This window comes from Neobacillus sp. OS1-2 (assembly GCF_030915505.1).
Classification (GTDB): Bacteria; Bacillota; Bacilli; order Bacillales; family Cytobacillaceae; genus Neobacillus.
Genome location: NZ_CP133265.1, coordinates 3,067,617 through 3,087,907, shown reverse-complemented (window position 1 = coordinate 3,087,907; position 20,291 = coordinate 3,067,617). Strand labels below are relative to the sequence as shown.

13 protein-coding genes, 17 tRNA genes, 3 rRNA genes and 1 pseudogene are annotated in these 20,291 nt (G+C 42.1%); 5 read left to right on the top strand and 29 right to left on the bottom strand.

What is annotated here, in order from left to right:
• Positions 1 to 63: 63 nt before the first annotated feature.
• The 5 genes from yhbH to queG all read right to left on the bottom strand — a co-directional run bounded on the left by yhbH (position 64) and on the right by queG (position 6,381).
• Entirely contained in the window at positions 64 to 1,230 is a 1,167-nt protein-coding gene (gene yhbH / locus RCG19_RS15225) for a sporulation protein YhbH (RefSeq protein WP_308107817.1), read from the bottom strand.
• Between the two features lie 261 nt (positions 1,231 to 1,491).
• On the bottom strand, positions 1,492 to 3,387 hold the full coding sequence (locus tag RCG19_RS15220; RefSeq protein ID WP_166245997.1) for a PrkA family serine protein kinase: 1,896 nt from the start codon (positions 3,385 to 3,387) through the stop codon (positions 1,492 to 1,494).
• Positions 3,388 to 3,738: 351 nt separating this feature from the next.
• Positions 3,739 to 4,212, bottom strand: coding sequence for a tRNA (uridine(34)/cytosine(34)/5-carboxymethylaminomethyluridine(34)-2'-O)-methyltransferase TrmL (gene trmL / locus RCG19_RS15215; protein ID WP_308107816.1), 474 nt, complete (start codon positions 4,210 to 4,212; stop codon positions 3,739 to 3,741).
• Between the two features lie 72 nt (positions 4,213 to 4,284).
• Complete coding sequence (locus tag RCG19_RS15210; RefSeq protein ID WP_308107815.1) at positions 4,285 to 5,163, bottom strand: amidase domain-containing protein; 879 nt, start codon at positions 5,161 to 5,163, stop codon at positions 4,285 to 4,287.
• A gap of 87 nt (positions 5,164 to 5,250) precedes the next feature.
• Positions 5,251 to 6,381, bottom strand: a complete 1,131-nt coding sequence (queG, locus tag RCG19_RS15205) for a tRNA epoxyqueuosine(34) reductase QueG (protein WP_308107814.1) — start codon at positions 6,379 to 6,381, stop codon at positions 5,251 to 5,253.
• A 109-nt stretch (positions 6,382 to 6,490) separates the two neighbouring features.
• Between queG and RCG19_RS15200 the strand changes: the two genes are divergently transcribed.
• Positions 6,491 to 7,162: a B3/B4 domain-containing protein gene (locus RCG19_RS15200; RefSeq protein ID WP_166245991.1), complete on the top strand. Its 672-nt coding sequence runs from the start codon at positions 6,491 to 6,493 to the stop codon at positions 7,160 to 7,162.
• A 76-nt stretch (positions 7,163 to 7,238) separates the two neighbouring features.
• Here RCG19_RS15200 and RCG19_RS15195 read toward each other — a convergent pair.
• A tRNA-Gly gene (locus RCG19_RS15195) sits at positions 7,239 to 7,312 on the bottom strand.
• Positions 7,313 to 7,788: 476 nt separating this feature from the next.
• Here RCG19_RS15195 and RCG19_RS15190 point away from each other — a divergent pair.
• From RCG19_RS15190 to lgt, 3 genes are all read left to right on the top strand, one after another.
• The gene (locus tag RCG19_RS15190) at positions 7,789 to 8,571 is read left to right on the top strand and encodes a DUF6448 family protein (RefSeq protein WP_308107812.1); all 783 of its coding nucleotides are present in this window, start codon (positions 7,789 to 7,791) and stop codon (positions 8,569 to 8,571) included.
• 64 nt (positions 8,572 to 8,635) lie between these two features.
• Positions 8,636 to 9,151 carry a signal peptidase I gene (gene lepB / locus RCG19_RS15185; protein WP_308107811.1) on the top strand — a complete coding sequence of 172 codons (516 nt, stop codon included), beginning with the start codon at positions 8,636 to 8,638 and terminating at the stop codon, positions 9,149 to 9,151.
• Positions 9,152 to 9,489: 338 nt separating this feature from the next.
• On the top strand, positions 9,490 to 10,320 hold the full coding sequence (lgt, locus tag RCG19_RS15180; RefSeq protein ID WP_308107810.1) for a prolipoprotein diacylglyceryl transferase: 831 nt from the start codon (positions 9,490 to 9,492) through the stop codon (positions 10,318 to 10,320).
• A gap of 10 nt (positions 10,321 to 10,330) precedes the next feature.
• Here the strand turns inward: lgt and RCG19_RS15175 are convergent.
• The 21 genes and pseudogenes from RCG19_RS15175 to RCG19_RS15075 all read right to left on the bottom strand — a co-directional run.
• Positions 10,331 to 10,639, bottom strand: a pseudogene (locus RCG19_RS15175) (recombinase XerD); the annotation flags it as partial.
• 180 nt (positions 10,640 to 10,819) lie between these two features.
• Positions 10,820 to 10,901 (bottom strand) — tRNA-Leu (locus RCG19_RS15170).
• Between the two features lie 23 nt (positions 10,902 to 10,924).
• Positions 10,925 to 11,010, bottom strand: a tRNA-Leu gene (locus tag RCG19_RS15165).
• A 44-nt stretch (positions 11,011 to 11,054) separates the two neighbouring features.
• Positions 11,055 to 11,128, bottom strand: a tRNA-Cys gene (locus RCG19_RS15160).
• Between the two features lie 8 nt (positions 11,129 to 11,136).
• Positions 11,137 to 11,211 (bottom strand) — tRNA-Gly (locus tag RCG19_RS15155).
• 4 nt (positions 11,212 to 11,215) lie between these two features.
• Positions 11,216 to 11,290, bottom strand: a tRNA-Gln gene (locus tag RCG19_RS15150).
• A gap of 40 nt (positions 11,291 to 11,330) precedes the next feature.
• Positions 11,331 to 11,406, bottom strand: a tRNA-His gene (locus tag RCG19_RS15145).
• A gap of 11 nt (positions 11,407 to 11,417) precedes the next feature.
• Positions 11,418 to 11,491, bottom strand: a tRNA-Trp gene (locus RCG19_RS15140).
• Between the two features lie 5 nt (positions 11,492 to 11,496).
• A tRNA-Tyr gene (locus RCG19_RS15135) sits at positions 11,497 to 11,581 on the bottom strand.
• A 31-nt stretch (positions 11,582 to 11,612) separates the two neighbouring features.
• A tRNA-Thr gene (locus RCG19_RS15130) sits at positions 11,613 to 11,685 on the bottom strand.
• Between the two features lie 14 nt (positions 11,686 to 11,699).
• Positions 11,700 to 11,775 (bottom strand) — tRNA-Phe (locus RCG19_RS15125).
• Between the two features lie 8 nt (positions 11,776 to 11,783).
• Positions 11,784 to 11,860, bottom strand: a tRNA-Asp gene (locus RCG19_RS15120).
• Between the two features lie 3 nt (positions 11,861 to 11,863).
• Positions 11,864 to 11,937, bottom strand: a tRNA-Met gene (locus RCG19_RS15115).
• A gap of 11 nt (positions 11,938 to 11,948) precedes the next feature.
• Positions 11,949 to 12,024 (bottom strand) — tRNA-Val (locus RCG19_RS15110).
• A gap of 6 nt (positions 12,025 to 12,030) precedes the next feature.
• A tRNA-Glu gene (locus tag RCG19_RS15105) sits at positions 12,031 to 12,105 on the bottom strand.
• Between the two features lie 14 nt (positions 12,106 to 12,119).
• Positions 12,120 to 12,211: transfer RNA gene (locus RCG19_RS15100), tRNA-Ser, on the bottom strand.
• A gap of 7 nt (positions 12,212 to 12,218) precedes the next feature.
• A tRNA-Asn gene (locus tag RCG19_RS15095) sits at positions 12,219 to 12,293 on the bottom strand.
• Positions 12,294 to 12,307: 14 nt separating this feature from the next.
• Positions 12,308 to 12,424 (bottom strand): 5S ribosomal RNA (gene rrf, locus RCG19_RS15090).
• 126 nt (positions 12,425 to 12,550) lie between these two features.
• A 23S ribosomal RNA gene (locus tag RCG19_RS15085) occupies positions 12,551 to 15,487 on the bottom strand.
• A 187-nt stretch (positions 15,488 to 15,674) separates the two neighbouring features.
• A 16S ribosomal RNA gene (locus RCG19_RS15080) occupies positions 15,675 to 17,224 on the bottom strand.
• Together the 16S, 23S and 5S rRNA genes with 16 tRNA genes alongside form the textbook arrangement of a ribosomal RNA operon.
• Positions 17,225 to 17,494: 270 nt before the next feature.
• Complete coding sequence (locus tag RCG19_RS15075) at positions 17,495 to 18,370, bottom strand: nucleotidyltransferase-like protein (protein WP_308107809.1); 876 nt, start codon at positions 18,368 to 18,370, stop codon at positions 17,495 to 17,497.
• A 150-nt stretch (positions 18,371 to 18,520) separates the two neighbouring features.
• On the opposite strand from RCG19_RS15075, the gene RCG19_RS15070 reads away from it, so the two are divergent.
• Positions 18,521 to 18,871 (top strand): YgzB family protein, encoded by a 351-nt coding sequence (locus RCG19_RS15070; protein ID WP_166244859.1) that lies wholly within the window; start codon positions 18,521 to 18,523, stop codon positions 18,869 to 18,871.
• Between the two features lie 61 nt (positions 18,872 to 18,932).
• Here the strand turns inward: RCG19_RS15070 and perR are convergent, their stop codons facing one another.
• Together perR and RCG19_RS15060 are read right to left on the bottom strand one after the other, a co-directional pair.
• A complete protein-coding gene (perR, locus tag RCG19_RS15065) occupies positions 18,933 to 19,370 on the bottom strand; it encodes a peroxide-responsive transcriptional repressor PerR (protein WP_166244857.1) in 438 nt (145 codons plus the stop codon).
• Between the two features lie 125 nt (positions 19,371 to 19,495).
• Positions 19,496 to 20,053 carry a cob(I)yrinic acid a,c-diamide adenosyltransferase gene (locus tag RCG19_RS15060; RefSeq protein ID WP_308107808.1) on the bottom strand — a complete coding sequence of 186 codons (558 nt, stop codon included), beginning with the start codon at positions 20,051 to 20,053 and terminating at the stop codon, positions 19,496 to 19,498.
• Between the last annotated feature and the right edge of the window lie 238 nt (positions 20,054 to 20,291).

Below are 20,291 nucleotides of genomic sequence, written 5' to 3'. Positions count from 1 at the left end.
AGTTGTCTATACCAATTTATAGAATATAAAAAAATCGACAGGTACCTAGACCTGTCGGTTTTTTTAGGCAAATAACTTTGACTCTTCTTGTTGAAAGAAGCTCTTCATTGCATGGAAGACATCTGCTTTTTGCTTAAGAATATAATAGCGGAAATGTTCATCCTTGATATTCTTGTACGCTGACATTAAGGTTGAGTGTCTGTTGTACTGATTGACCTCGCCATAACCAAACATGTTAGATACCTTCATTAATTCTTCAACTAGCTTCACACAACGGGCGTTATCCGATGTGAGATTATCACCGTCTGAAAAGTGGAATGGGTAGATGTTGAACTTTCGCGGATTATATTTAGTGTCAATGATCTCCAGGGCTTTGCGGTATGCGGATGAACAAATAGTTCCACCGCTCTCTCCTTTTGAGAAGAAATCCTCCTCAGATACTGTTTTCGCCTCGGTGTGGTGAGCGATAAACTCAATTTCAACTGTTTCGTATTTTGTTCGTAAAAACCGGGTCATCCAAAAGAAAAAGCTGCGTGCCATATACTTTTCCCATATTCCCATTGAACCACTCGTATCCATCATCGCAATTACAACAGCTTTCGAATCTGGTTTCACCACTTCATTCCATGTCTTAAACTTCAAATCCTCTTTGTAAATGGGATGGAATGCCGGCTTTCCTGTCATGGCATTTCGTTTAAAGGCGGACATCATCGTCCGTTTTTTATCAATGTTCCCCATTAATCCTGTTTTTCTAATATCATTAAATTCAATATTTTCAACGAGATGCTCTTGTTCTTCTTTTTTCTTTAAATTAGGAAGCTCTAATTGCTTAAATAATGCTTCCTCAAGCTCCATTAATGAAACTTCTGCTTCAAAGTAATCTTCACCGGCTTGGTCCCCAGCCCCTTGGCCTTTACCGGGAGCTTTTTGACCGCTTGATCCGTCACGTGCTACTACATCACCGACTTGACTGTCACCCTCACCTTGGCCCACGTGTTTGTTTTTGTCATAATTATAACGGATTTTATATTCGTCTAATGAACGGATCGGGATTTTTACCACATCTCGACCATTTGACATGATGATACTCTCTTCTGTAATTAAGTCTGGAAGATTGTTGCGAATTGCCTCCTGGACTTTTTCCTGATGCCGTACTTGGTCATCGTGGCCTTTACGGTGGAGGGACCAATCTTCTCTTGAAATCACAAATTGATGGTTATCAGTTGACATTATATACCCTCCTTATTAAATTATTTCATTTAATCCTGCACACTTTTTTAACGGAATTCATAAGATAACGCGAGCGAAAAAATTTAGGTAAAGTATAGATTACTTTATCCTATGCAAAGATAGAGAATAATTTACAAATAATTTCGACAATTGGGTAATCGCCTACGAAAATGGACTAGTTCTATCCTATCTTCAAAAATTGAATTGGAAAAAAAGGGACTGACAGATACGTTCTGTCAGTCCTTGATATTTTAATCCACATTATCTGTTTAATAAACTTCCAACATAACGCAATAATTCATTTGCCGATGTTGAGTTATAGCCATGTTCATCCACTAACCGAGCAACAACATCATTAATCTTCTTCAACTGCTGCTCATCTGGAGTTTTCGAAGAAGTGGTAATCTTGACAACATCCTTAAGATCCGCAAACAGCTTCTTTTGAATGGCTTCCCTTAAGCGATCATGAGAATTGTAATCAAAACGTTTGCCTTTCCTAGCAAAAGCTGAAATTCGAATTAATACCTCTTCCCGGAAGGCCTTTTTGGCATTTTCAGAAATACCAATCTGCTCTTCAATGGAACGCATCAGCTTTTCATCAGGATTGATTTCTTCTCCGGTTAATTGGTCACGGAGCTTGTTCTTATTACAGTAAGCCTCCACGTTATCAAGATAATTATCCATTAACGTTTTAGCCGATTCTTCATACGAGTATACAAATGCCTTTTGGACTTCCTTCTTGGCAATATTATCATATTCTTTTCGTGCTAAAGAGATATAATTCATATAGCGGTCACGTAGCTCCGCAGTAATTGATGGGTGTTGATCAAGCCCATCTTTTAATGACCGTAATACATCCAGTGCATTAATGGATGGTACTTCCTTTCGGATAATGGTGGACGAAATCCGGTTTATTACATAACGAGGGTCAATTCCGCTCATTCCTTCATCAGGATATTCGCGCTTCAGTTCCTCAACATCGGCCGTATTAAAGCCCTCCACACTCTCACCATCATAAAGGCGCATTTTCTTTAGTAAGTCGATATCACCTTTTTTCGGTTCCTTTAAACGCGTTAATATGGTAAACATCGCTGCTACCTTTAGCGTATGCGGTGCAATATGAACATCGGACACATCACTTTCGTTAATCATCTTTTCATAAATTCTTTCTTCCTGCGAAGCCTTCAAGTTATAAGGAATCGGCATAACGATAATTCTCGAATGGAGTGCTTCATTTTTCTTATTTGAAATAAAGGATCGATATTCCGTTTCGTTTGTATGTGCCACAATCAGTTCATCAGCAGAAATAAGCGCGAACCTGCCTGCTTTAAAGTTTCCTTCTTGCGTTAAAGATAATAAATGCCAGAGGAATTTCTCATCACATTTTAGCATTTCCTGGAACTCCATCATCCCGCGGTTTGCCTTATTGAGTTCCCCATCAAAGCGGTAGGCACGTGGATCTGATTCGGAACCAAATTCGGCAATTGTTGAAAAATCAATGCTTCCCGTTAAATCGGCAATGTCCTGTGATTTAGGATCGGATGGACTAAAAGTTCCAATCCCTGTTCGTTTATCTTCTGAGAAAAAGATTCTTTCTACTAAAACATCTTCAATTCTGCCGCCATACTCCTGCTCAAGACGCATCATATTCAATGGTGAGAGATTACCTTCAATCCGAATCCCATACTCGTCATGGAAATCCTTTCGTAAATGATGAGGAATTAAGTGAAGTGGATCCTCATGCATTGGACAGCCTTTAATCGCAAAAACAGAACCGCGATCCGTTAGTGAGTAGGCCTCTAGCCCTCTTTTTAGCATCGTAACAAGGGTGGATTTCCCACCACTTACAGGGCCCATTAACAGTAATATCCGTTTTCTAACATCCAATCGTTTTGCTGCCGGATGGAAGTATTCCTCAACCAACCGCTCTAGTGACTCCTCTAACCCAAATAATTGATTACTGAAGAATTCGTACTTCCTCGTCCCTTTTTCTTCGGTTATTCCAGCATCCTTAAGCATATTATAAACTCGTGAATGTGCAGATTGTGCTACCCATGGCTTCTCTTTTAACAACTGTAAATAATCAGCGAATGTCCCTTCCCAACGGAGCTTTTCTTCTTCTTCGCGAAACATCTCGATTTTTTTTAAAATATCCATAAGGCCCTCCCCCTGTAGTAGCTTAATCAGAGACGATTAATATACTCTATGCACCAAGGAACTTGAACATGCGTAACCATCGTGAGTTACTCCCTATTTTTATTTCAATAAAAGGAAACTTGCCCTTTTCATTTTTTAAAGTTAGGCTATAATAAAATTATATGGTAAAAAAAATGAAAAGTTGTATGACGAAGGGGGCAATACATAACATGAACACTTTCATCGTTATTTTAGTAATGATTGCATTCTTATCAGCAATTCTTACTTCAGGTTATAATGATAAACCAGGCGAAAATAAATAAGAAAAGCGAAATATAAAAAAGGCTGCCGGTTGGCTGCCTTTTTTATTGTTTAGGTTAAGTGTGCAAAATTTTGCTGACGCAATGCTTCATAAATGAGAATGGCAGCCGTATTAGATAAATTTAAGGAACGAATATGCTCTGTCATGGGAATTCTAAGGGCAGTTGCTTTATTTTTTTCAATAACCTCTTTTGGAAGACCCGTTGTTTCTCTCCCAAAAATAAAATAATAATCCTTACCCAAATTACTATAATCAAAACTGCTATATTGTTTCTCCCCAAATTTGGTAATATAGAAAAATTCACCACCGGCATTCTTTTCATAAAATTCTTCTAAAGAATCGTAGTATGTTATATTTACATATTCCCAATAATCCAAACCTGCTCTCTTTAACATCTTATCGTCAGTTGAAAAACCCAGCGGACGAATTAAATGCAAAGCAGTATCGGTTCCTGCACAAGTTCGGGCAATGTTCCCTGTATTAGATGGTATTTGTGGCTGGTATAAGACTACATGGTTTGACACGGATTTCACCTCAGATAAAAACTCTACTGGCAATTATACCACTTTCATCGATCTGTTCAAGGAGGGAGATCGTTATTCATCGATAATGGCATAAAACTTATATTTAATGTTCGGAGTATAGGCAGTAGAATCCTCATATGCCCAGTACCGCATCCGACTATTATAAGTATTGGCATTTACTAAAGGCATCCCATTAGCATCTTTTCCGGTCACAATCGTATTATGGTTAAACCTGCCGTCTCCTTCAAAGTCATAGCAAATAATGTCCCCTAAAATCAACTGATCAGGGCTGCTGACTTCCCTCGCTCTGAGGCCGTTCTTCGAATTTCCCAGATAGTTTTTTAGGGAATGCGCCACTGCCCAACTGTAGCTCCAATTCGTATACTGATACCACCAGCCATTACCGCGGTTCGGATGCCCCCTCATAGGCGCCTCTCCAGCTCTAAGACATTGAGAAATATAATTCGTACAATTATTTTCAAATGATTTAAAAGCAGGATTATGTGTGTTCCACCAGCGCTCCGCGTATTGGACTGCCTTAAGGCGATTATAGGAGTAGCTTATCCGATGATCCGGTTCGTCCAAATGGGAATCTGTCACATCTTGATCTTGTTGCGGATTACTAATAGGCATGGTAATTTCCTCATCCATGACTAATGCCCCTTTGTAAAACTTAGCAATCCTTACCTCCATTTCTTCTTCTAAATAAAGCAGATCCTTTTGTTTTATTAAATATTGGTAATGTGCGTGGTATTTTACAGTTTGAAATTCATCTTCCACACCTTCCTCTATGATGTTGCCCGATACCTTCACTTTAACGATTTCTGCTGACCTTTTTGCCGCAGCCGCATGTTTGCGTTCGGCCTTTGGAAAAAATAATTTATTGCCTCTTTTTTCAGAAACAAATAAATCTAGTCTTTTTTCAAATAAGTCTTGAAGTAATTTACGCATATTCTTCCCCCTCTCTTTTTATACATATGAGGTCAGCTGCAAATTAATATAAAAAAAAGAGCAAAACCCAGGTGGTTTGCTCTTCACTCATTTAGTTAAACGCAAAGCTTTATCAATTTCCTCTTGAACTTCGGAATCTGCTTCCACTTCTTTGGCCTTTACTAACGCAGCAAATGCCAATTCTCCGCCAATTTTTCCTAGAGCGTAAGCAGCTGTTCCGCGCGCTATAGGACTTGCTTCATTTTCTAATACCTCAATTAAGTCTGGAACTGCCGTTTCATCCTTAAAATGTGCAAGAGCAATCATAGCATTTCGTTGAATAGGTTTCTTCCCTCTCCATGAACCGGCTGCATCGCCAAACTTATTTTTAAATTCACGATTGCTTAATTTTAATATAGGTTTTAATAATGGTTTGGCTACCTCAGGATCCGGTTCCATCTCTGTATGAAAATGAAAGTTTTTCCCCTTGTTATGTGGACAAGCCGTTTGGCAGGAATCACAACCATAGACGCGATTGCCTATCTTTTCACGGAATTCATCGGGAATAAACCCCTTTGTTTGTGTTAAAAATGAAATACAACGCTGGGCATTTATCTGGCCGCCCTGGATTAATGCTCCTGTTGGACATGCCTCCAAACACTTTGTGCATGACCCGCATTGGTCTTCAATTGGTATGTCAGATTCAAACGGGATACTGGTAATCATTTCACCTATATAAATGTATGAGCCAAATTCCGGGGTTATTATGGCACAGTTCTTTCCACTCCAGCCTATCCCCGCTCGTTCTGCTACGGCACGATCTGAAAGCTCTCCAGTATCAACCATTGATTTCAATCTGGCATCCGGTACCTTCACTTTGATGAAATCCTCTAGTTTTTTCAGCTTGTCTCGAATAATATGATGATAGTCAAGCCCCCATGAAGCCCTGCTGAAAATTCCCCTGCGCTCGCCCTTCTTACTTACCACACGATCCTTCATTTTTGATGGATAGGCTAAGGCAATCGAAATGATCGATTGCGGATCTTCGAGCAATAATGCAGGTGTTACCCGCTTCTCAATATCCGGTTCCTCAAATCCCGATTGATAGCCCAGCTCCTGCTGTCTTATTAATCTGTTTTTCAATTCAGAGAAAGGGTCGGCGGTGGTAAAACCAATCTTATCAATTCCTATTTCTTTACTAAAGGTGATAAGTTCTTCTTTGAATTTCTGCACGTCCATGTAAAGTTCCCTCCTTTCCAATAAATTTGATCTATTTAATGGGGTAAAATTATTAGCAGCACATTTATTTATGATAAACTATTTTCAATGAAATTTGGAGGTGGAATCGTTGGAAATTCAACTTTCAACGGAAATAATCGCGCAAATTCCCGACTTTAAGCTTGGGGTTATTGAATACAGGAATATCACGGTTGGGGAATCACCACAAATGCTGAAAGGCAGGCTGCGGCTTTTCCAAGAGTCCATTTATTTTGATTTGGAAAATAAACAGGTAACAGACCTTCCAGGAATACGAGAATGGCGGAATATTTTTAAAAAGACAGGAAAGGATCCAAACCGTTATCGCCATGCTGCAGAAAGCATATTTAGGAGAGTCCAAAAGCAAAATTATCTGTCATCCGTTCAAAGCGCCATTGATATGAATAATTTTTTCTCGCTGCAATATCAGGTACCGATTGGAATTTATGACCTTGATCTAGTACAGGGGCCTATTGAAATTCGAATTGGTGACGTTGATGAAGCGTACATCGGATTAAATGGGAGGAAGAATTCTTTAGAAAGGTTGATTGTTGCAGCTGATCAAGAAGGGCCTTTTGGGAGTCCTTTTGTCGATTCGGAGAGAACTCCGGTGACATTTGATACGAAACAAGCTTTGCAAATTATTTATTTACGGCCTTCAACCGATATGGAAAATGCTATGAGGTTGACTGAATCCTTAATGAACATGTTTACACAATTACATGGAGGAGAAGCTTCCTGTCGAATTCTCGGATGCCCGTGAGGCATCTTTTTTTCAATAGAAAAAACGCAATGCATCGTTCTCCTATGTAACGATACACTGCGTTAGTTAATATGTATGGAGCGGGTGATGAGAATCGAACTCACAACATCAGCTTGGAAGGCTGAGGTTTTACCACTAAACTACACCCGCACATTTTAGAAAATATGAACGTTTTATGAACGAACCTGACCTTTACAATATTACACACAATCTCTTTCTGCGTCAAGTCATTTTTGCGAATTTTGTCGATTTTTCTACCTAATCAAAAATTATTATTAGTTCCAATGGCAATGTGATCCTTTCAGAGTACACTCTTTGTTTTTTTCCGCATCCACTTTACACTATGAACCTTTTATGTGACCTGCATCGATTTCAACAACCACCAAACAAATAAAAATTGTTGCTAAAATTTAATCCAGTAATCATCAAATTCCGATTCGAACGGAAGCGATTGATCATATGAAAATCGGTCTTTGGCTACCTGAAAGCCACATGAAATAAATGTTTTGCTAGTGAACAAAAAAGTTCACAATTAGTCCCTATGTAGTACAAATTTGCTTTTTAAAATAAAAACATACTCAATCAAACAAAATGTTTGAGTAACATTTTATTAGGAGGTAGTTTGTATGAAGAAAATCAAAAAGCCAAAATTTTTTGGTGCACTATTAATGGCATTAGCCGTCATTGCTATCGTACCTACAATGGCAAGTGCTCATTGTGATACGATGGATGGGCCTACTGTTGGAGACGCAAAAAAGGCTATTGAATCCAATAATCCTAGCTATATTCTAAAGTGGGTCCAGCCAGATGATGAGAAAGAGGTCACTCGGATATTTGATTTAACCATGAAGGTCAGAGAGTTAAGTCCTGAAGCAAAGGAGCTTGCAGATAATTACTTGTTTGAAAATCTGGTCAGAATTCACAGAGCATTTGAGGGTGCGCCATTTACCGGTGTTAAACCTCATGGAACACCCATCGATGAAAAAATTGCAGCAGCAGATAAGAGTATTGAAGTAGGGAATTTATCACCTGTAGAAAAATATGTACCAAAAGAAAAAATGGCTGAACTACAAGAGCGATTTGATAAAGTAATGTCCTTAAAGGATTATGATGTAAATAATGTTGAGGCTGGTAGAGAATATATTGAAGCTTACGTTAAATTCTTCAAATTTGCAGAAGGTGAAGAAGAAGAAGGCCATGAAGCTGGTGGCGAACATCAAGTGACAGACGAACATGCTGCTCAAGGAGACGAGCATGCAACTACAGAAGCAAGTGAAAAATCTAATGATAAAGAAAGTCAAAAAGGGGCAGAATCTTTACCAGTAATTCCATGGAGTTTAGCAGGTATTCTGTTTGCTACAACTTTAACTTTCGCGGTTAAATATCATAAAGAGCATTCAAAAAAATAAAATCCACCATTCCCCTCCCGCCTTAAGTGGAGGGGAATCGTTTTATAAATAAGGGGGCAATGCTATGAATTTAGTTAAAAAATCACTGAAAAATTGGATTCCCTTCATCGTTACTGTAGTGATTATGGCATTCGTCATTAATAAGTTTCTTTTTTTTGAAATTTTAGTTCCCAGTGGCTCTATGTACCCTACCATAAAACCAAATGACAGAATTATTACTACAAGAATTCATAATGTTAAAAAGATAAAAAGAGGCGAAATTTTAGTTTTTTACTCTAATGAATTTCAAGAAACAATGGTTAAAAGGGTGATTGGGTTACCAAATGATTCAGTTGAAATTAAAGAAAATGGTTCAGTTTTTATCAATGGACATATGCTAGATGAAACCTATGTAAAGTATCCAGATAATCGAACTGGAAAGTTTAAAGTACCTAATGGGAAATATTTGTTTTTAGGAGATTATCGCCAACACTCTTTAGACAGTCGCTTATGGAAAGATCCGTTTATTTCAGAAAAAAATATTAAAGGAAAAGCAGTTTTCATTGTATTCCCTTTTAATAGAGCATCTACACTTAGGTAGGTGAATTTGAGGAATGAAGTACCTTAATGTAATAATTTCCTCTTACTACTAGGTTCGTAAAGATAAACCTTTTAACGATGTTCTACTTTCTGAAACAGTTCACTATATAGTGGGGGTAGTTGCCTTCACACATCTTCTTTTTCACGCTCACTTCTGTTAAAGGGCATTCTATTTTTTATCAATATTAATTATAATGAGATTCATTTTGATTAATATTCTCAATTAAAATTATCAAGTGTTTGTTTATAAGTTGGAAATGTAAATTTTAACTGCTAATTCTTAGGCAAAAGAAACAAATCTCTAATTTGTAGATTTAGATGGATGAAGGAGTGATACGTTTGACGTTTAGTGGTTCTGCCCTAGATAGGGTGTTTCTAAATATTGGGCCGCTTACTATTTATTGGTATGGGGTTATTATTGCAATAAGTATAATTTCAGGACTGTGGCTTTCGATGAAGGAAGCTGATCGCCTTGGATTGAAGAAAGACCTTTTTGTAGATCTTGTTATTTTTGCCATTCCGGTTGCAGTCATCTCTGCTAGAATTTACTACGTTATTTTTGAATGGGATCAATATGTTGATGGACCTTGGTGGGGTGTGTTTGCCATTTGGGAAGGCGGTATTGCTATCCACGGTGCTCTAATTGGCTCAGTCATTACTGCCGTCATATTTGCACGTGTAAAAAAGATATCGTTCTGGAAATTAGCTGACATTGCAGCACCAGGCATTATCTTAGGACAAGCAATTGGGCGGTGGGGAAATTTCATGAACCAGGAAGCCCATGGTGGCCCTGTTTCAGAAGCAGCCTATAATCATTTTCTTCACTACCTGCCTAATTTTATTTCGAATCAAATGGTTATTGAAGGGGTTTTGTATCACCCTACCTTCCTATATGAGTCCCTATGGAATATTTTAGGACTGGCATTCTTACTTATTTTACGTAGATATAATCCGCGAAGAGGTGAGGTATTTTTAAGTTATGCTATCTGGTATTCTATTGGTCGCTTTTTTATAGAAGGTATGCGTACGGATAGTCTTTATATTTTTGGTTCACTAAGAATTGCACAAATAATTTCGATTTTGATCTTTATTATTGGTGTCGTAATCATTATTCATCGACGTAAGTCAGGTCAAGCAAATAATAAATATAATGGTGAAAAAATACAATAAGAGAAGTAAAAAGCAACACCATCGTATAATCTCTAACGCTTGTAAACGTCTTTAAGTTGGGCTGACTGAATAAGGTTTTCAGTTGTTCTTTCGTAAAGGTCGCTATACTATGCTTTCTGTCTTTTAATAGCTTAATATTTTCGAAAGGAATGTTCGGGATTTGCTTCTCTCTATGTAGAAAATTAAAGAACACCCGCAGCGCACGCACTAAAGTATTCACCGTAACTACTTTAGTGCCCTTGTATTTGCGCAAATATAAAATAACGTTCTCTTTAATGTGCTCTTCCGTCATATGGTACGGCTTAAGCTCTGCTACGTCTTGCCATTAAATACTACCTCCTGTATATTGCCGTAATATTCGTCGCACACGATTAGAGCGCAGTAGTTAACGGAAATTTTGATGCTTAAAACAATAAAAAGCGTCTTCTACCGTAGTAGAAAACGCTTGATATTACGCATATTCTCGCTTATTGAGCGAATGATAACGTAGTCTTTGTGATACCGGTGGTCGGGGTCGAACCGACACTCCAGAAGGAACACGATTTTGAGTCGTGCGCGTCTGCCAATTCCGCCACACCGGCATATTAAAATGTTTGTAAAGCAATGCCGAGGACCGGAATCGAACCGGTACGGTAGTCACCTACCGCAGGATTTTAAGTCCTGTGCGTCTGCCAGTTCCGCCACCCCGGCGAAATAAATTCGCCTTAGCATATTTAAAGTTTGTAAGTGAATTTTGGAGGCGGCAACCGGATTCGAACCGGTGGTAAAGGTTTTGCAGACCTCTGCCTTACCACTTGGCTATGCCGCCGGATTATTTGGAGCGGAAGACGGGATTCGAACCCGCGACCCCCACCTTGGCAAGGTGATGTTCTACCACTGAACTACTTCCGCAAAATGGCTGGGCTAGCTGGATTTGAACCAACGCATGTCGCAGTCAAAGTGCGATGCCTTACCGCTTGGCTATAGCCCAATGATAATATAACTCTTAAAGATATTCAATAAAAATATTATGGGGCGACTGATGGGAATCGAACCCACGAATGCCTGAACCACAATCAGGTGCGTTAACCACTTCGCCACAATCGCCATAACAATATTGGCAGGGGTAGTAGGAATTGAACCCACACCAAAGGTTTTGGAGACCTTCGTTCTACCTTTAAACTATACCCCTATAAATGGTGGAGGGGGACGGATTCGAACCGCCGAACCCGGAGGGAGCGGATTTACAGTCCGCCGCGTTTAGCCACTTCGCTACCCCTCCACATATAAGTAAAGTAATTGCCAGCTTAAGGTGCCGACGAGAGGAATTGAACCCCCAACCTACTGATTACGATTCAGTTGCTCTACCAATTGAGCTACATCGGCAATCAAAAGAAAAATGGTGGCTCAGGACGGAATCGAACCGCCGACACAAGGATTTTCAGTCCTTTGCTCTACCGACTGAGCTACTGAGCCACTCTAGATGGCGGTCTGGACGGGACTCGAACCCGCGACCTCCTGCGTGACAGGCAGGCATTCTAACCAACTGAACTACCAGACCAAATTGCGGGGACAGGATTTGAACCTGCGACCTTCGGGTTATGAGCCCGACGAGCTACCGGACTGCTCCACCCCGCGATAATAAAATATGGTGGAGGATGACGGGATCGAACCGCCGACCCTCTGCTTGTAAGGCAGATGCTCTCCCAGCTGAGCTAATCCTCCGAATAATGGTGACCCCTACGGGACTCGAACCCGTGTTACCTCCGTGAAAGGGAGGTGTCTTAACCGCTTGACCAAGGGGCCATAATGAATATTTATGGCGGAGAGCAAGGGATTTGAACCCTTGAGACAGGGTTACCCGCCTACACGATTTCCAATCGTGCTCCTTCGGCCACTCGGACAGCTCTCCATATAAATGGCTCCGCAGGTAGGACTCGAACCTACGACCGATCGGTTAACAGCCGATAGCTCTACCACTGAGCTACTGCGGAATAATAAGATAACAGCCTGGCAACGTCCTACTCTCACAGGGGCGCATGCCCCAACTACCATCGGCGCTGAGAAGCTTAACTTCCGTGTTCGGTATGGGAACGGGTGTGACCTTCTCGCCATTATTACCAGACTATTTTTTCGACACTATTTTATTATAATGTCTTTTTTGTTTTTTTCAAGAGAAATTTTAAATTTTTTCATTCTCTCAAAACTAGATAATGCAGAAGAAGTTTGTAAACTTGAGTTTACCTAAAATTAGGATAAGTCCTCGAACGATTAGTATCAGTCAGCTCCACATGTCGCCACGCTTCCACCTCTGACCTATCAACCTGATCATCTTTCAGGGTTCTTACTAGCTTAGAGCTATGGGAAATCTCATCTTGAGGGGGGCTTCATGCTTAGATGCTTTCAGCACTTATCCCGTCCGCACATAGCTACCCAGCGATGCCCTTGGCAGAACAACTGGTACACCAGCGGTGCGTCCATCCCGGTCCTCTCGTACTAAGGACAGCTCCTCTCAAATTTCCTGCGCCCACGACGGATAGGGACCGAACTGTCTCACGACGTTCTGAACCCAGCTCGCGTACCGCTTTAATGGGCGAACAGCCCAACCCTTGGGACCGACTACAGCCCCAGGATGCGATGAGCCGACATCGAGGTGCCAAACCTCCCCGTCGATGTGGACTCTTGGGGGAGATAAGCCTGTTATCCCCGGGGTAGCTTTTATCCGTTGAGCGATGGCCCTTCCATGCGGAACCACCGGATCACTAAGCCCGACTTTCGTCCCTGCTCGACTTGTAGGTCTCGCAGTCAAGCTCCCTTGTGCCTTTACACTCTACGAATGATTTCCAACCATTCTGAGGGAACCTTTGGGCGCCTCCGTTACTCTTTAGGAGGCGACCGCCCCAGTCAAACTGCCCACCTGACACTGTCTCCCACCCCGATAAGGGGTGCGGGTTAGAATTTCAATACAGCCAGGGTAGTATCCCACCGACGCCTCCACCGAAGCTAGCGCTCCGGCTTCTCAGGCTCCTACCTATCCTGTACAAGCTGTACCAAAATTCAATATCAGGCTACAGTAAAGCTCCACGGGGTCTTTCCGTCCTGTCGCGGGTAACCTGCATCTTCACAGGTACTATAATTTCACCGAGTCTCTCGTTGAGACAGTGCCCAGATCGTTACGCCTTTCGTGCGGGTCGGAACTTACCCGACAAGGAATTTCGCTACCTTAGGACCGTTATAGTTACGGCCGCCGTTTACTGGGGCTTCGATTCAGAGCTTCGCGTGAGCTAACCCATCCTCTTAACCTTCCAGCACCGGGCAGGCGTCAGCCCCTATACTTCGCCTTGCGGCTTCGCAGAGACCTGTGTTTTTGCTAAACAGTCGCCTGGGCCTATTCACTGCGGCTCTTCAGGGCTATGAACCCTAAAGAGCACCCCTTCTCCCGAAGTTACGGGGTCATTTTGCCGAGTTCCTTAACGAGAGTTCTCTCGCTCACCTTAGGATTCTCTCCTCGCCTACCTGTGTCGGTTTGCGGTACGGGCACCTTTTATCTCGCTAGAGGCTTTTCTTGGCAGTGTGGAATCAGGAACTTCGGTACTATATTTCCCTCGGCATCACAGCTCAAGCGTTGTGAGAAGCGGATTTTCCTACTTCTCGCTCTAACTGCTTACACGCACATATCCAACAGTGCGCTTACCCTATCCTCCTGCGTCCCCCCATCACTCAAACGATAAAGAGGTGGTACAGGAATATCAACCTGTTGTCCATCGCCTACGCCTTTCGGCCTCGGCTTAGGTCCCGACTAACCCTGAGCGGACGAGCCTTCCTCAGGAAACCTTAGGCATTCGGTGGATGAGATTCTCACTCATCTTTCGCTACTCATACCGGCATTCTCACTTCTAAGCGCTCCACCAGTCCTTACGGTCTAGCTTCAACGCCCTTAGAACGCTCTCCTACCACTGACACCAACGGTGTCAATCCACAGCTTCGGTGATACGTTTAGCCCCGGTACATTTTCGGCGCAGAGTCACTCGACCAGTGAGCTATTACGCACTCTTTAAATGGTGGCTGCTTCTAAGCCAACATCCTGGTTGTCTAAGCAACTCCACATCCTTTTCCACTTAACGTATACTTTGGGACCTTAGCTGGTGGTCTGGGCTGTTTCCCTTTTGACTACGGATCTTATCACTCGCAGTCTGACTCCCACGGATAAGTCTTTGGCATTCGGAGTTTGTCTGAATTCGGTAACCCGATGAGGGCCCCTAGTCCAAACAGTGCTCTACCTCCAAGACTCTTACTACGTGAGGCTAGCCCTAAAGCTATTTCGGAGAGAACCAGCTATCTCCAAGTTCGATTGGAATTTCTCCGCTACCCACACCTCATCCCCGCACTTTTCAACGTGCGTGGGTTCGGGCCTCCATCCAGTGTTACCTGGACTTCACCCTGGACATGGGTAGATCACCTGGTTTCGGGTCTACGACTACATACTAAATTCGCCCTATTCAGACTCGCTTTCGCTGCGGCTCCGTCTCTTCAACTTAACCTTGCATGTAATCGTAACTCGCCGGTTCATTCTACAAAAGGCACGCCATCACCCATAAACGGGCTCTGACTACTTGTAGGCACACGGTTTCAGGAACTATTTCACTCCCCTTCCGGGGTGCTTTTCACCTTTCCCTCACGGTACTGGTTCACTATCGGTCACTAGGTAGTATTTAGCCTTGGGAGATGGTCCTCCCTGCTTCCGACCGGATTTCTCGTGTCCGGCCGTACTCAGGATCCACTCAGGAGGGAACGAAGTTTCAACTACAGGGCTTTTACCTTCTCTGGCTGACCTTTCCAGGTCGCTTCATTTACCCCGTTCCTTTGTAACTCCATATTGAGTGTCCTACAACCCCAAGAGGCAAGCCTCTTGGTTTGGGCTATGTCCCGTTTCGCTCGCCGCTACTCAGGGAATCGCGTTTGCTTTCTCTTCCTCCGGGTACTTAGATGTTTCAGTTCCCCGGGTATGCCTTCTATACCCTATGTATTCAGGTAAAGATACTGTTCCATTACGAACAGTGGGTTCCCCCATTCGGAAATCTCCGGATCAAAGCTTACTTACAGCTCCCCGAAGCATATCGGTGTTAGTCCCGTCCTTCATCGGCTCCTAGTGCCAAGGCATTCACCGTGCGCCCTTTCTAACTTAACCTAAAAGGTTTGTTTCTCTATTAAATAGAGAGAAAACTAAAATGGCGATTACTCGATGTTTACTTTGCTTCTTCTTACGATTATCTAGTTTTCAAAGAACGAATTTGTGAGAGAATTGCACTCTCAAAACTAAACAAACAAGAAACGTCAACCTTATGATCAGTCCAAAAGGACTGAATTATCCTTAGAAAGGAGGTGATCCAGCCGCACCTTCCGATACGGCTACCTTGTTACGACTTCACCCCAATCATCTGTCCCACCTTAGGCGGCTGGCCCCTTACGGTTACCCCACCGACTTCGGGTGTTACAAACTCTCGTGGTGTGACGGGCGGTGTGTACAAGGCCCGGGAACGTATTCACCGCGGCATGCTGATCCGCGATTACTAGCGATTCCGGCTTCATGTAGGCGAGTTGCAGCCTACAATCCGAACTGAGAATGGTTTTATGGGATTGGCTAAACCTCGCGGTCTTGCAGCCCTTTGTACCATCCATTGTAGCACGTGTGTAGCCCAGGTCATAAGGGGCATGATGATTTGACGTCATCCCCACCTTCCTCCGGTTTGTCACCGGCAGTCACCTTAGAGTGCCCAACTGAATGCTGGCAACTAAGATCAAGGGTTGCGCTCGTTGCGGGACTTAACCCAACATCTCACGACACGAGCTGACGACAACCATGCACCACCTGTCACTCTGTCCCCCGAAGGGGAACGTCCTATCTCTAGGAGTGTCAGAGGATGTCAAGACCTGGTAAGGTTCTTCGCGTTGCTTCGAATTAAACCACATGCTCCACCGCTTGTGCGGGCCCCCGTCAATTCCTTTGAGTTTCAGCCTTGCGGCCGTACTCCCCAGGCGGAGTGCTTAATGCGTTAGCTGCAGCACTAAGGGGCGGAAACCCCCTAACACTTAGCACTCATCGTTTACGGCGTGGACTACCAGGGTATCTAATCCTGTTTGCTCCCCACGCTTTCGCGCCTCAGCGTCAGTTACAGACCAGAAAGCCGCCTTCGCCACTGGTGTTCCTCCACATCTCTACGCATTTCACCGCTACACGTGGAATTCCGCTTTCCTCTTCTGCACTCAAGTCCCCCAGTTTCCAATGACCCTCCACGGTTGAGCCGTGGGCTTTCACATCAGACTTAAAGGACCGCCTGCGCGCGCTTTACGCCCAATAATTCCGGACAACGCTTGCCACCTACGTATTACCGCGGCTGCTGGCACGTAGTTAGCCGTGGCTTTCTGGTTAGGTACCGTCAAGGTACCGGCAGTTACTCCGGTACTTGTTCTTCCCTAACAACAGAGCTTTACGACCCGAAGGCCTTCATCGCTCACGCGGCGTTGCTCCATCAGACTTTCGTCCATTGTGGAAGATTCCCTACTGCTGCCTCCCGTAGGAGTCTGGGCCGTGTCTCAGTCCCAGTGTGGCCGATCACCCTCTCAGGTCGGCTACGCATCGTCGCCTTGGTGAGCCGTTACCTCACCAACTAGCTAATGCGCCGCGGGCCCATCTGTAAGTGACAGCCGAAACCGTCTTTCAGCATTTCCTCATGAGAGGGAATGGATTATCCGGTATTAGCACCGGTTTCCCGGTGTTATCCCAGTCTTACAGGCAGGTTGCCCACGTGTTACTCACCCGTCCGCCGCTAACCAATGGGAGCAAGCTCCCAAAGATCCGCTCGACTTGCATGTATTAGGCACGCCGCCAGCGTTCGTCCTGAGCCAGGATCAAACTCTCCAAGAAAGTTGATTAGCTCATTTGTTACGTTGGCTTAGTTTCATCTATATTGAAACTAAAAAATATTGTTTGTTGACGTTTTTGTTTGTTTAGTTTTCAAAGAACAATTTTCTTTAACTGTCGTAAGCGACTTTCTTAATATACCACAAAGCTTTTTACGATGTCAATATATTTTTTAACAACCGCCACTTGCGAAGGTTATATGTGAATGTTTCGCAGCGACGGTTATTAATATACCAAGGAAAAAGAAAAAGGTCAACACCTTTTGTTGTTTTTTTACGATAATTTTTTATGCACACAATAACATCGATGATAAATCCCTTGGCCCTTCGTTTCAATATTTACTACATCAAGTAAATGTTTTTCAATTAAATACTCTATTAGTACCGCCAAATCAACAGAATAAGGAATTAATTCCTTTTCGCTCATAATTTCATTAAACTGCCAATATTCCTTTTTGCTTAAAACTTCTAATAAATGTGCCGTACCGATATTTGTCCTGAAATGGATCATGAATTCACTTGCAAGGAAGAGCAGTTCGAGCCGTTTCTCAAGTGTTTCTTCACTATTTACAAGTTCTTCATATAATTTAAAGATTTCCGGTTCGATTTGTTTGACTTGTTGCCAAACAGTGAGCTCTGGATGTAAACCATTTTCAATCACCGCTAATCGTGCAAGATGGTGTAGGGAATGAACAACATAATTATAGGCATCCAAAAACTGCTTACTTTCGAATAAAGCCTTTCCATCTACATAACGGCGTATTAACTTGGCAAATTCTAAGCCCATTTTAATTTTTCGCCCATTAAAAGGAAATTCACTTAATTCCATTTTTAAATTGGCAACATTTTCGTTCCGATCAAACAGGATTTTCGCCTCATGAATCCATTCAAAAATTCTTCGGTTCGTTCCTAATAATAACCATTCCTGTAATTGTGACTCTGTAATGACATGCATGGCAGCCTTTTGATTATTATACGAATAATGTTTTATGAATAGCGGCTGATCCGCCTCTTTAACAATGATTAATAATATTTCATCAAAAGATTCTGTCACATGACTTGATTTTTGTTTCTTTTCAATCAGCAAAACTCCAAGAGTATTTGATTGGCTCGCCCTTTCTTGGTAAATAGGCCGAAGGATGTCTTCCATTCATCATTCCTCCATTTTTTCAGGTAAGTTTAATATGTTCGACAGTGATTCTCTATTTCCTTCTTTCATCCAAGACAAATTTCGACATTCTTTGCTAAGCGTTTTTTCTTAGCATCTAAATATGGTATAGTTTCTCTAGGAGGGAGAGGCATGGCAAAATATTCGAGTAAAATAAATAAAATCCGTACCTTTGCATTATCATTAATTTTTGTTGGTTTTATTGTTATGTATGCCGGAATCTATTTTCGTACTTCACCAGTTATTATGACCATCTTTATGCTTTTGGGTCTTATTTTTATTATTGCTAGTACAGCTGTCTATTTTTGGATCGGTATGTTATCAACCAAAACCATTCAAGTGAAATGTCCAAGCTGTGGTAAACCCACAAAAATGCTTGGAAGGGTGGACATGTGTATGCATTGCCGCGAACCATTGACCCTAGACCCTAAACTCGAGGGTATAAAATTTGACGAATCCTTTAACAGTAAAAAGTCAAAATAAAAAGAGGCTGACCGAAACCTCAGTGGCTTTTAGCCGCTAGGTTTATGTCACCCTCTTTTTTCTAATGAACCTCTTTACTCGCACATTCTGGACATGAGCCGTAAATTTCCATACGGTGATTTTCCACTTTAAAACCTGTCACATGGGAAGCAAGATGCTCCACTTCGTCTAAGCCTGGATAGTGAAAATCAACAATTTTACCACACTGTTCACAAATAACATGATAGTGATTGGTTGTAACAAAATCAAAACGGGCTGATGCATCCCCATAGGTTAACTCTTTTACAAGACCTACCTCACGAAATACTCGTAAATTATTGTAAACTGTCGCCACACTCATATTAGGGAATTTTCCTTCAAGGGCTTTATAAATCTCATCTGCTGTGGGATGTGACATCGAGTTTATTAAATATTCAAGTATCGCATGACGTTGCGGAGTAATTCGTACCCCAGTATCCTTCAAGGTATCCAACGCTTCTTTTAACTGATTCATCGTCATGCACCTTCTTTCTAAAAAGTATTCTTAAATTATAATTGTTATAATTTATTTTACAAGGGTATTACTACTTTTGTCAATATTGTACTCTCAAGGCACCATTTTTGGTGACCCAGCCTATCCATCGGTTACTTTTTTCCATGCAAAGTTTGCTCGGTAGCTCCTAGTTTATAATTCACATAACGTGCCGTCACGAATAATAAGTCTGAAAGCCGATTTAAATAGGCCAATACAAGCGGGCTTACTTCTTCTTCCCCCAGTGAAACCGCACACCTCTCCGCTCTCCTTGCAACGGTTCTAGCGACATGAAAAGCTGCACCCGCTGGATGCCCTCCTGGTAGAATAAAATTCGTTAGTGCCGTTAGCTCTGTCTCACAAGCATCTATTTGTTGTTCTAATTCTTCAATATCCTCAAGTGATAGTGACCACTTCACTTCTTTCCCTTTCGGTGTCGCCAATTCGGCACCCACGTGAAATAGGTTTGTTTGTATTTTATGATATACATTTTCAATTATTTCTTTCCCTAGAAAATTTTCCTTAAGTAAATAACTTAGTGCCAGTCCAATCATGGAATTGGTTTCATCACAGGTTCCGTATGCTTCGACCCGTATATCATTCTTTGCCACCCTAGTTCCATAAATGAGCGATGTTGTTCCTTTATCACCTGTTTTAGTATAAATCTTCATTTTTAAATTCCCCCTATAAAAGTGTTGTTTTCCATTTCTTTTATATTTTATGTATAAAAGTCTAAAACCCTTTTTTTCAACAAAAAACAATATGGCGCTCCGCCCCTTTTCCATAAAAAAAATGGGTCACTGTGGACCCAAAAATTTATCTGAGGAGGTATGCCCTAATAAAATGATATTCACTTTCCCTCTTATTGCATTGGACAAATGCCTTTTATCGCGAAAATAGGCGTAATCT

Excerpts from the sequence above, each read along its gene's own strand:
- yhbH (WP_308107817.1), bottom strand. The coding sequence starts at position 1,230 with ATGTCAACTGATAACCATCAATTTGTGATTTCAAGAGAAGATTGGTCC.
- RCG19_RS15220 (WP_166245997.1), bottom strand. The coding sequence starts at position 3,387 with ATGGATATTTTAAAAAAAATCGAGATGTTTCGCGAAGAAGAAGAAAAG.
- RCG19_RS15210 (WP_308107815.1), bottom strand. The coding sequence starts at position 5,163 with ATGCGTAAATTACTTCAAGACTTATTTGAAAAAAGACTAGATTTATTT.
- queG (WP_308107814.1), bottom strand. The coding sequence starts at position 6,381 with ATGGACGTGCAGAAATTCAAAGAAGAACTTATCACCTTTAGTAAAGAA.
- RCG19_RS15190 (WP_308107812.1), top strand. The coding sequence starts at position 7,789 with ATGAAGAAAATCAAAAAGCCAAAATTTTTTGGTGCACTATTAATGGCA.
- lepB (WP_308107811.1), top strand. The coding sequence starts at position 8,636 with ATGAATTTAGTTAAAAAATCACTGAAAAATTGGATTCCCTTCATCGTT.
- RCG19_RS15075 (WP_308107809.1), bottom strand. The coding sequence starts at position 18,370 with ATGGAAGACATCCTTCGGCCTATTTACCAAGAAAGGGCGAGCCAATCA.
- RCG19_RS15070 (WP_166244859.1), top strand. The coding sequence starts at position 18,521 with ATGGCAAAATATTCGAGTAAAATAAATAAAATCCGTACCTTTGCATTA.
- perR (WP_166244857.1), bottom strand. The coding sequence starts at position 19,370 with ATGACGATGAATCAGTTAAAAGAAGCGTTGGATACCTTGAAGGATACT.
- RCG19_RS15060 (WP_308107808.1), bottom strand. The coding sequence starts at position 20,053 with ATGAAGATTTATACTAAAACAGGTGATAAAGGAACAACATCGCTCATT.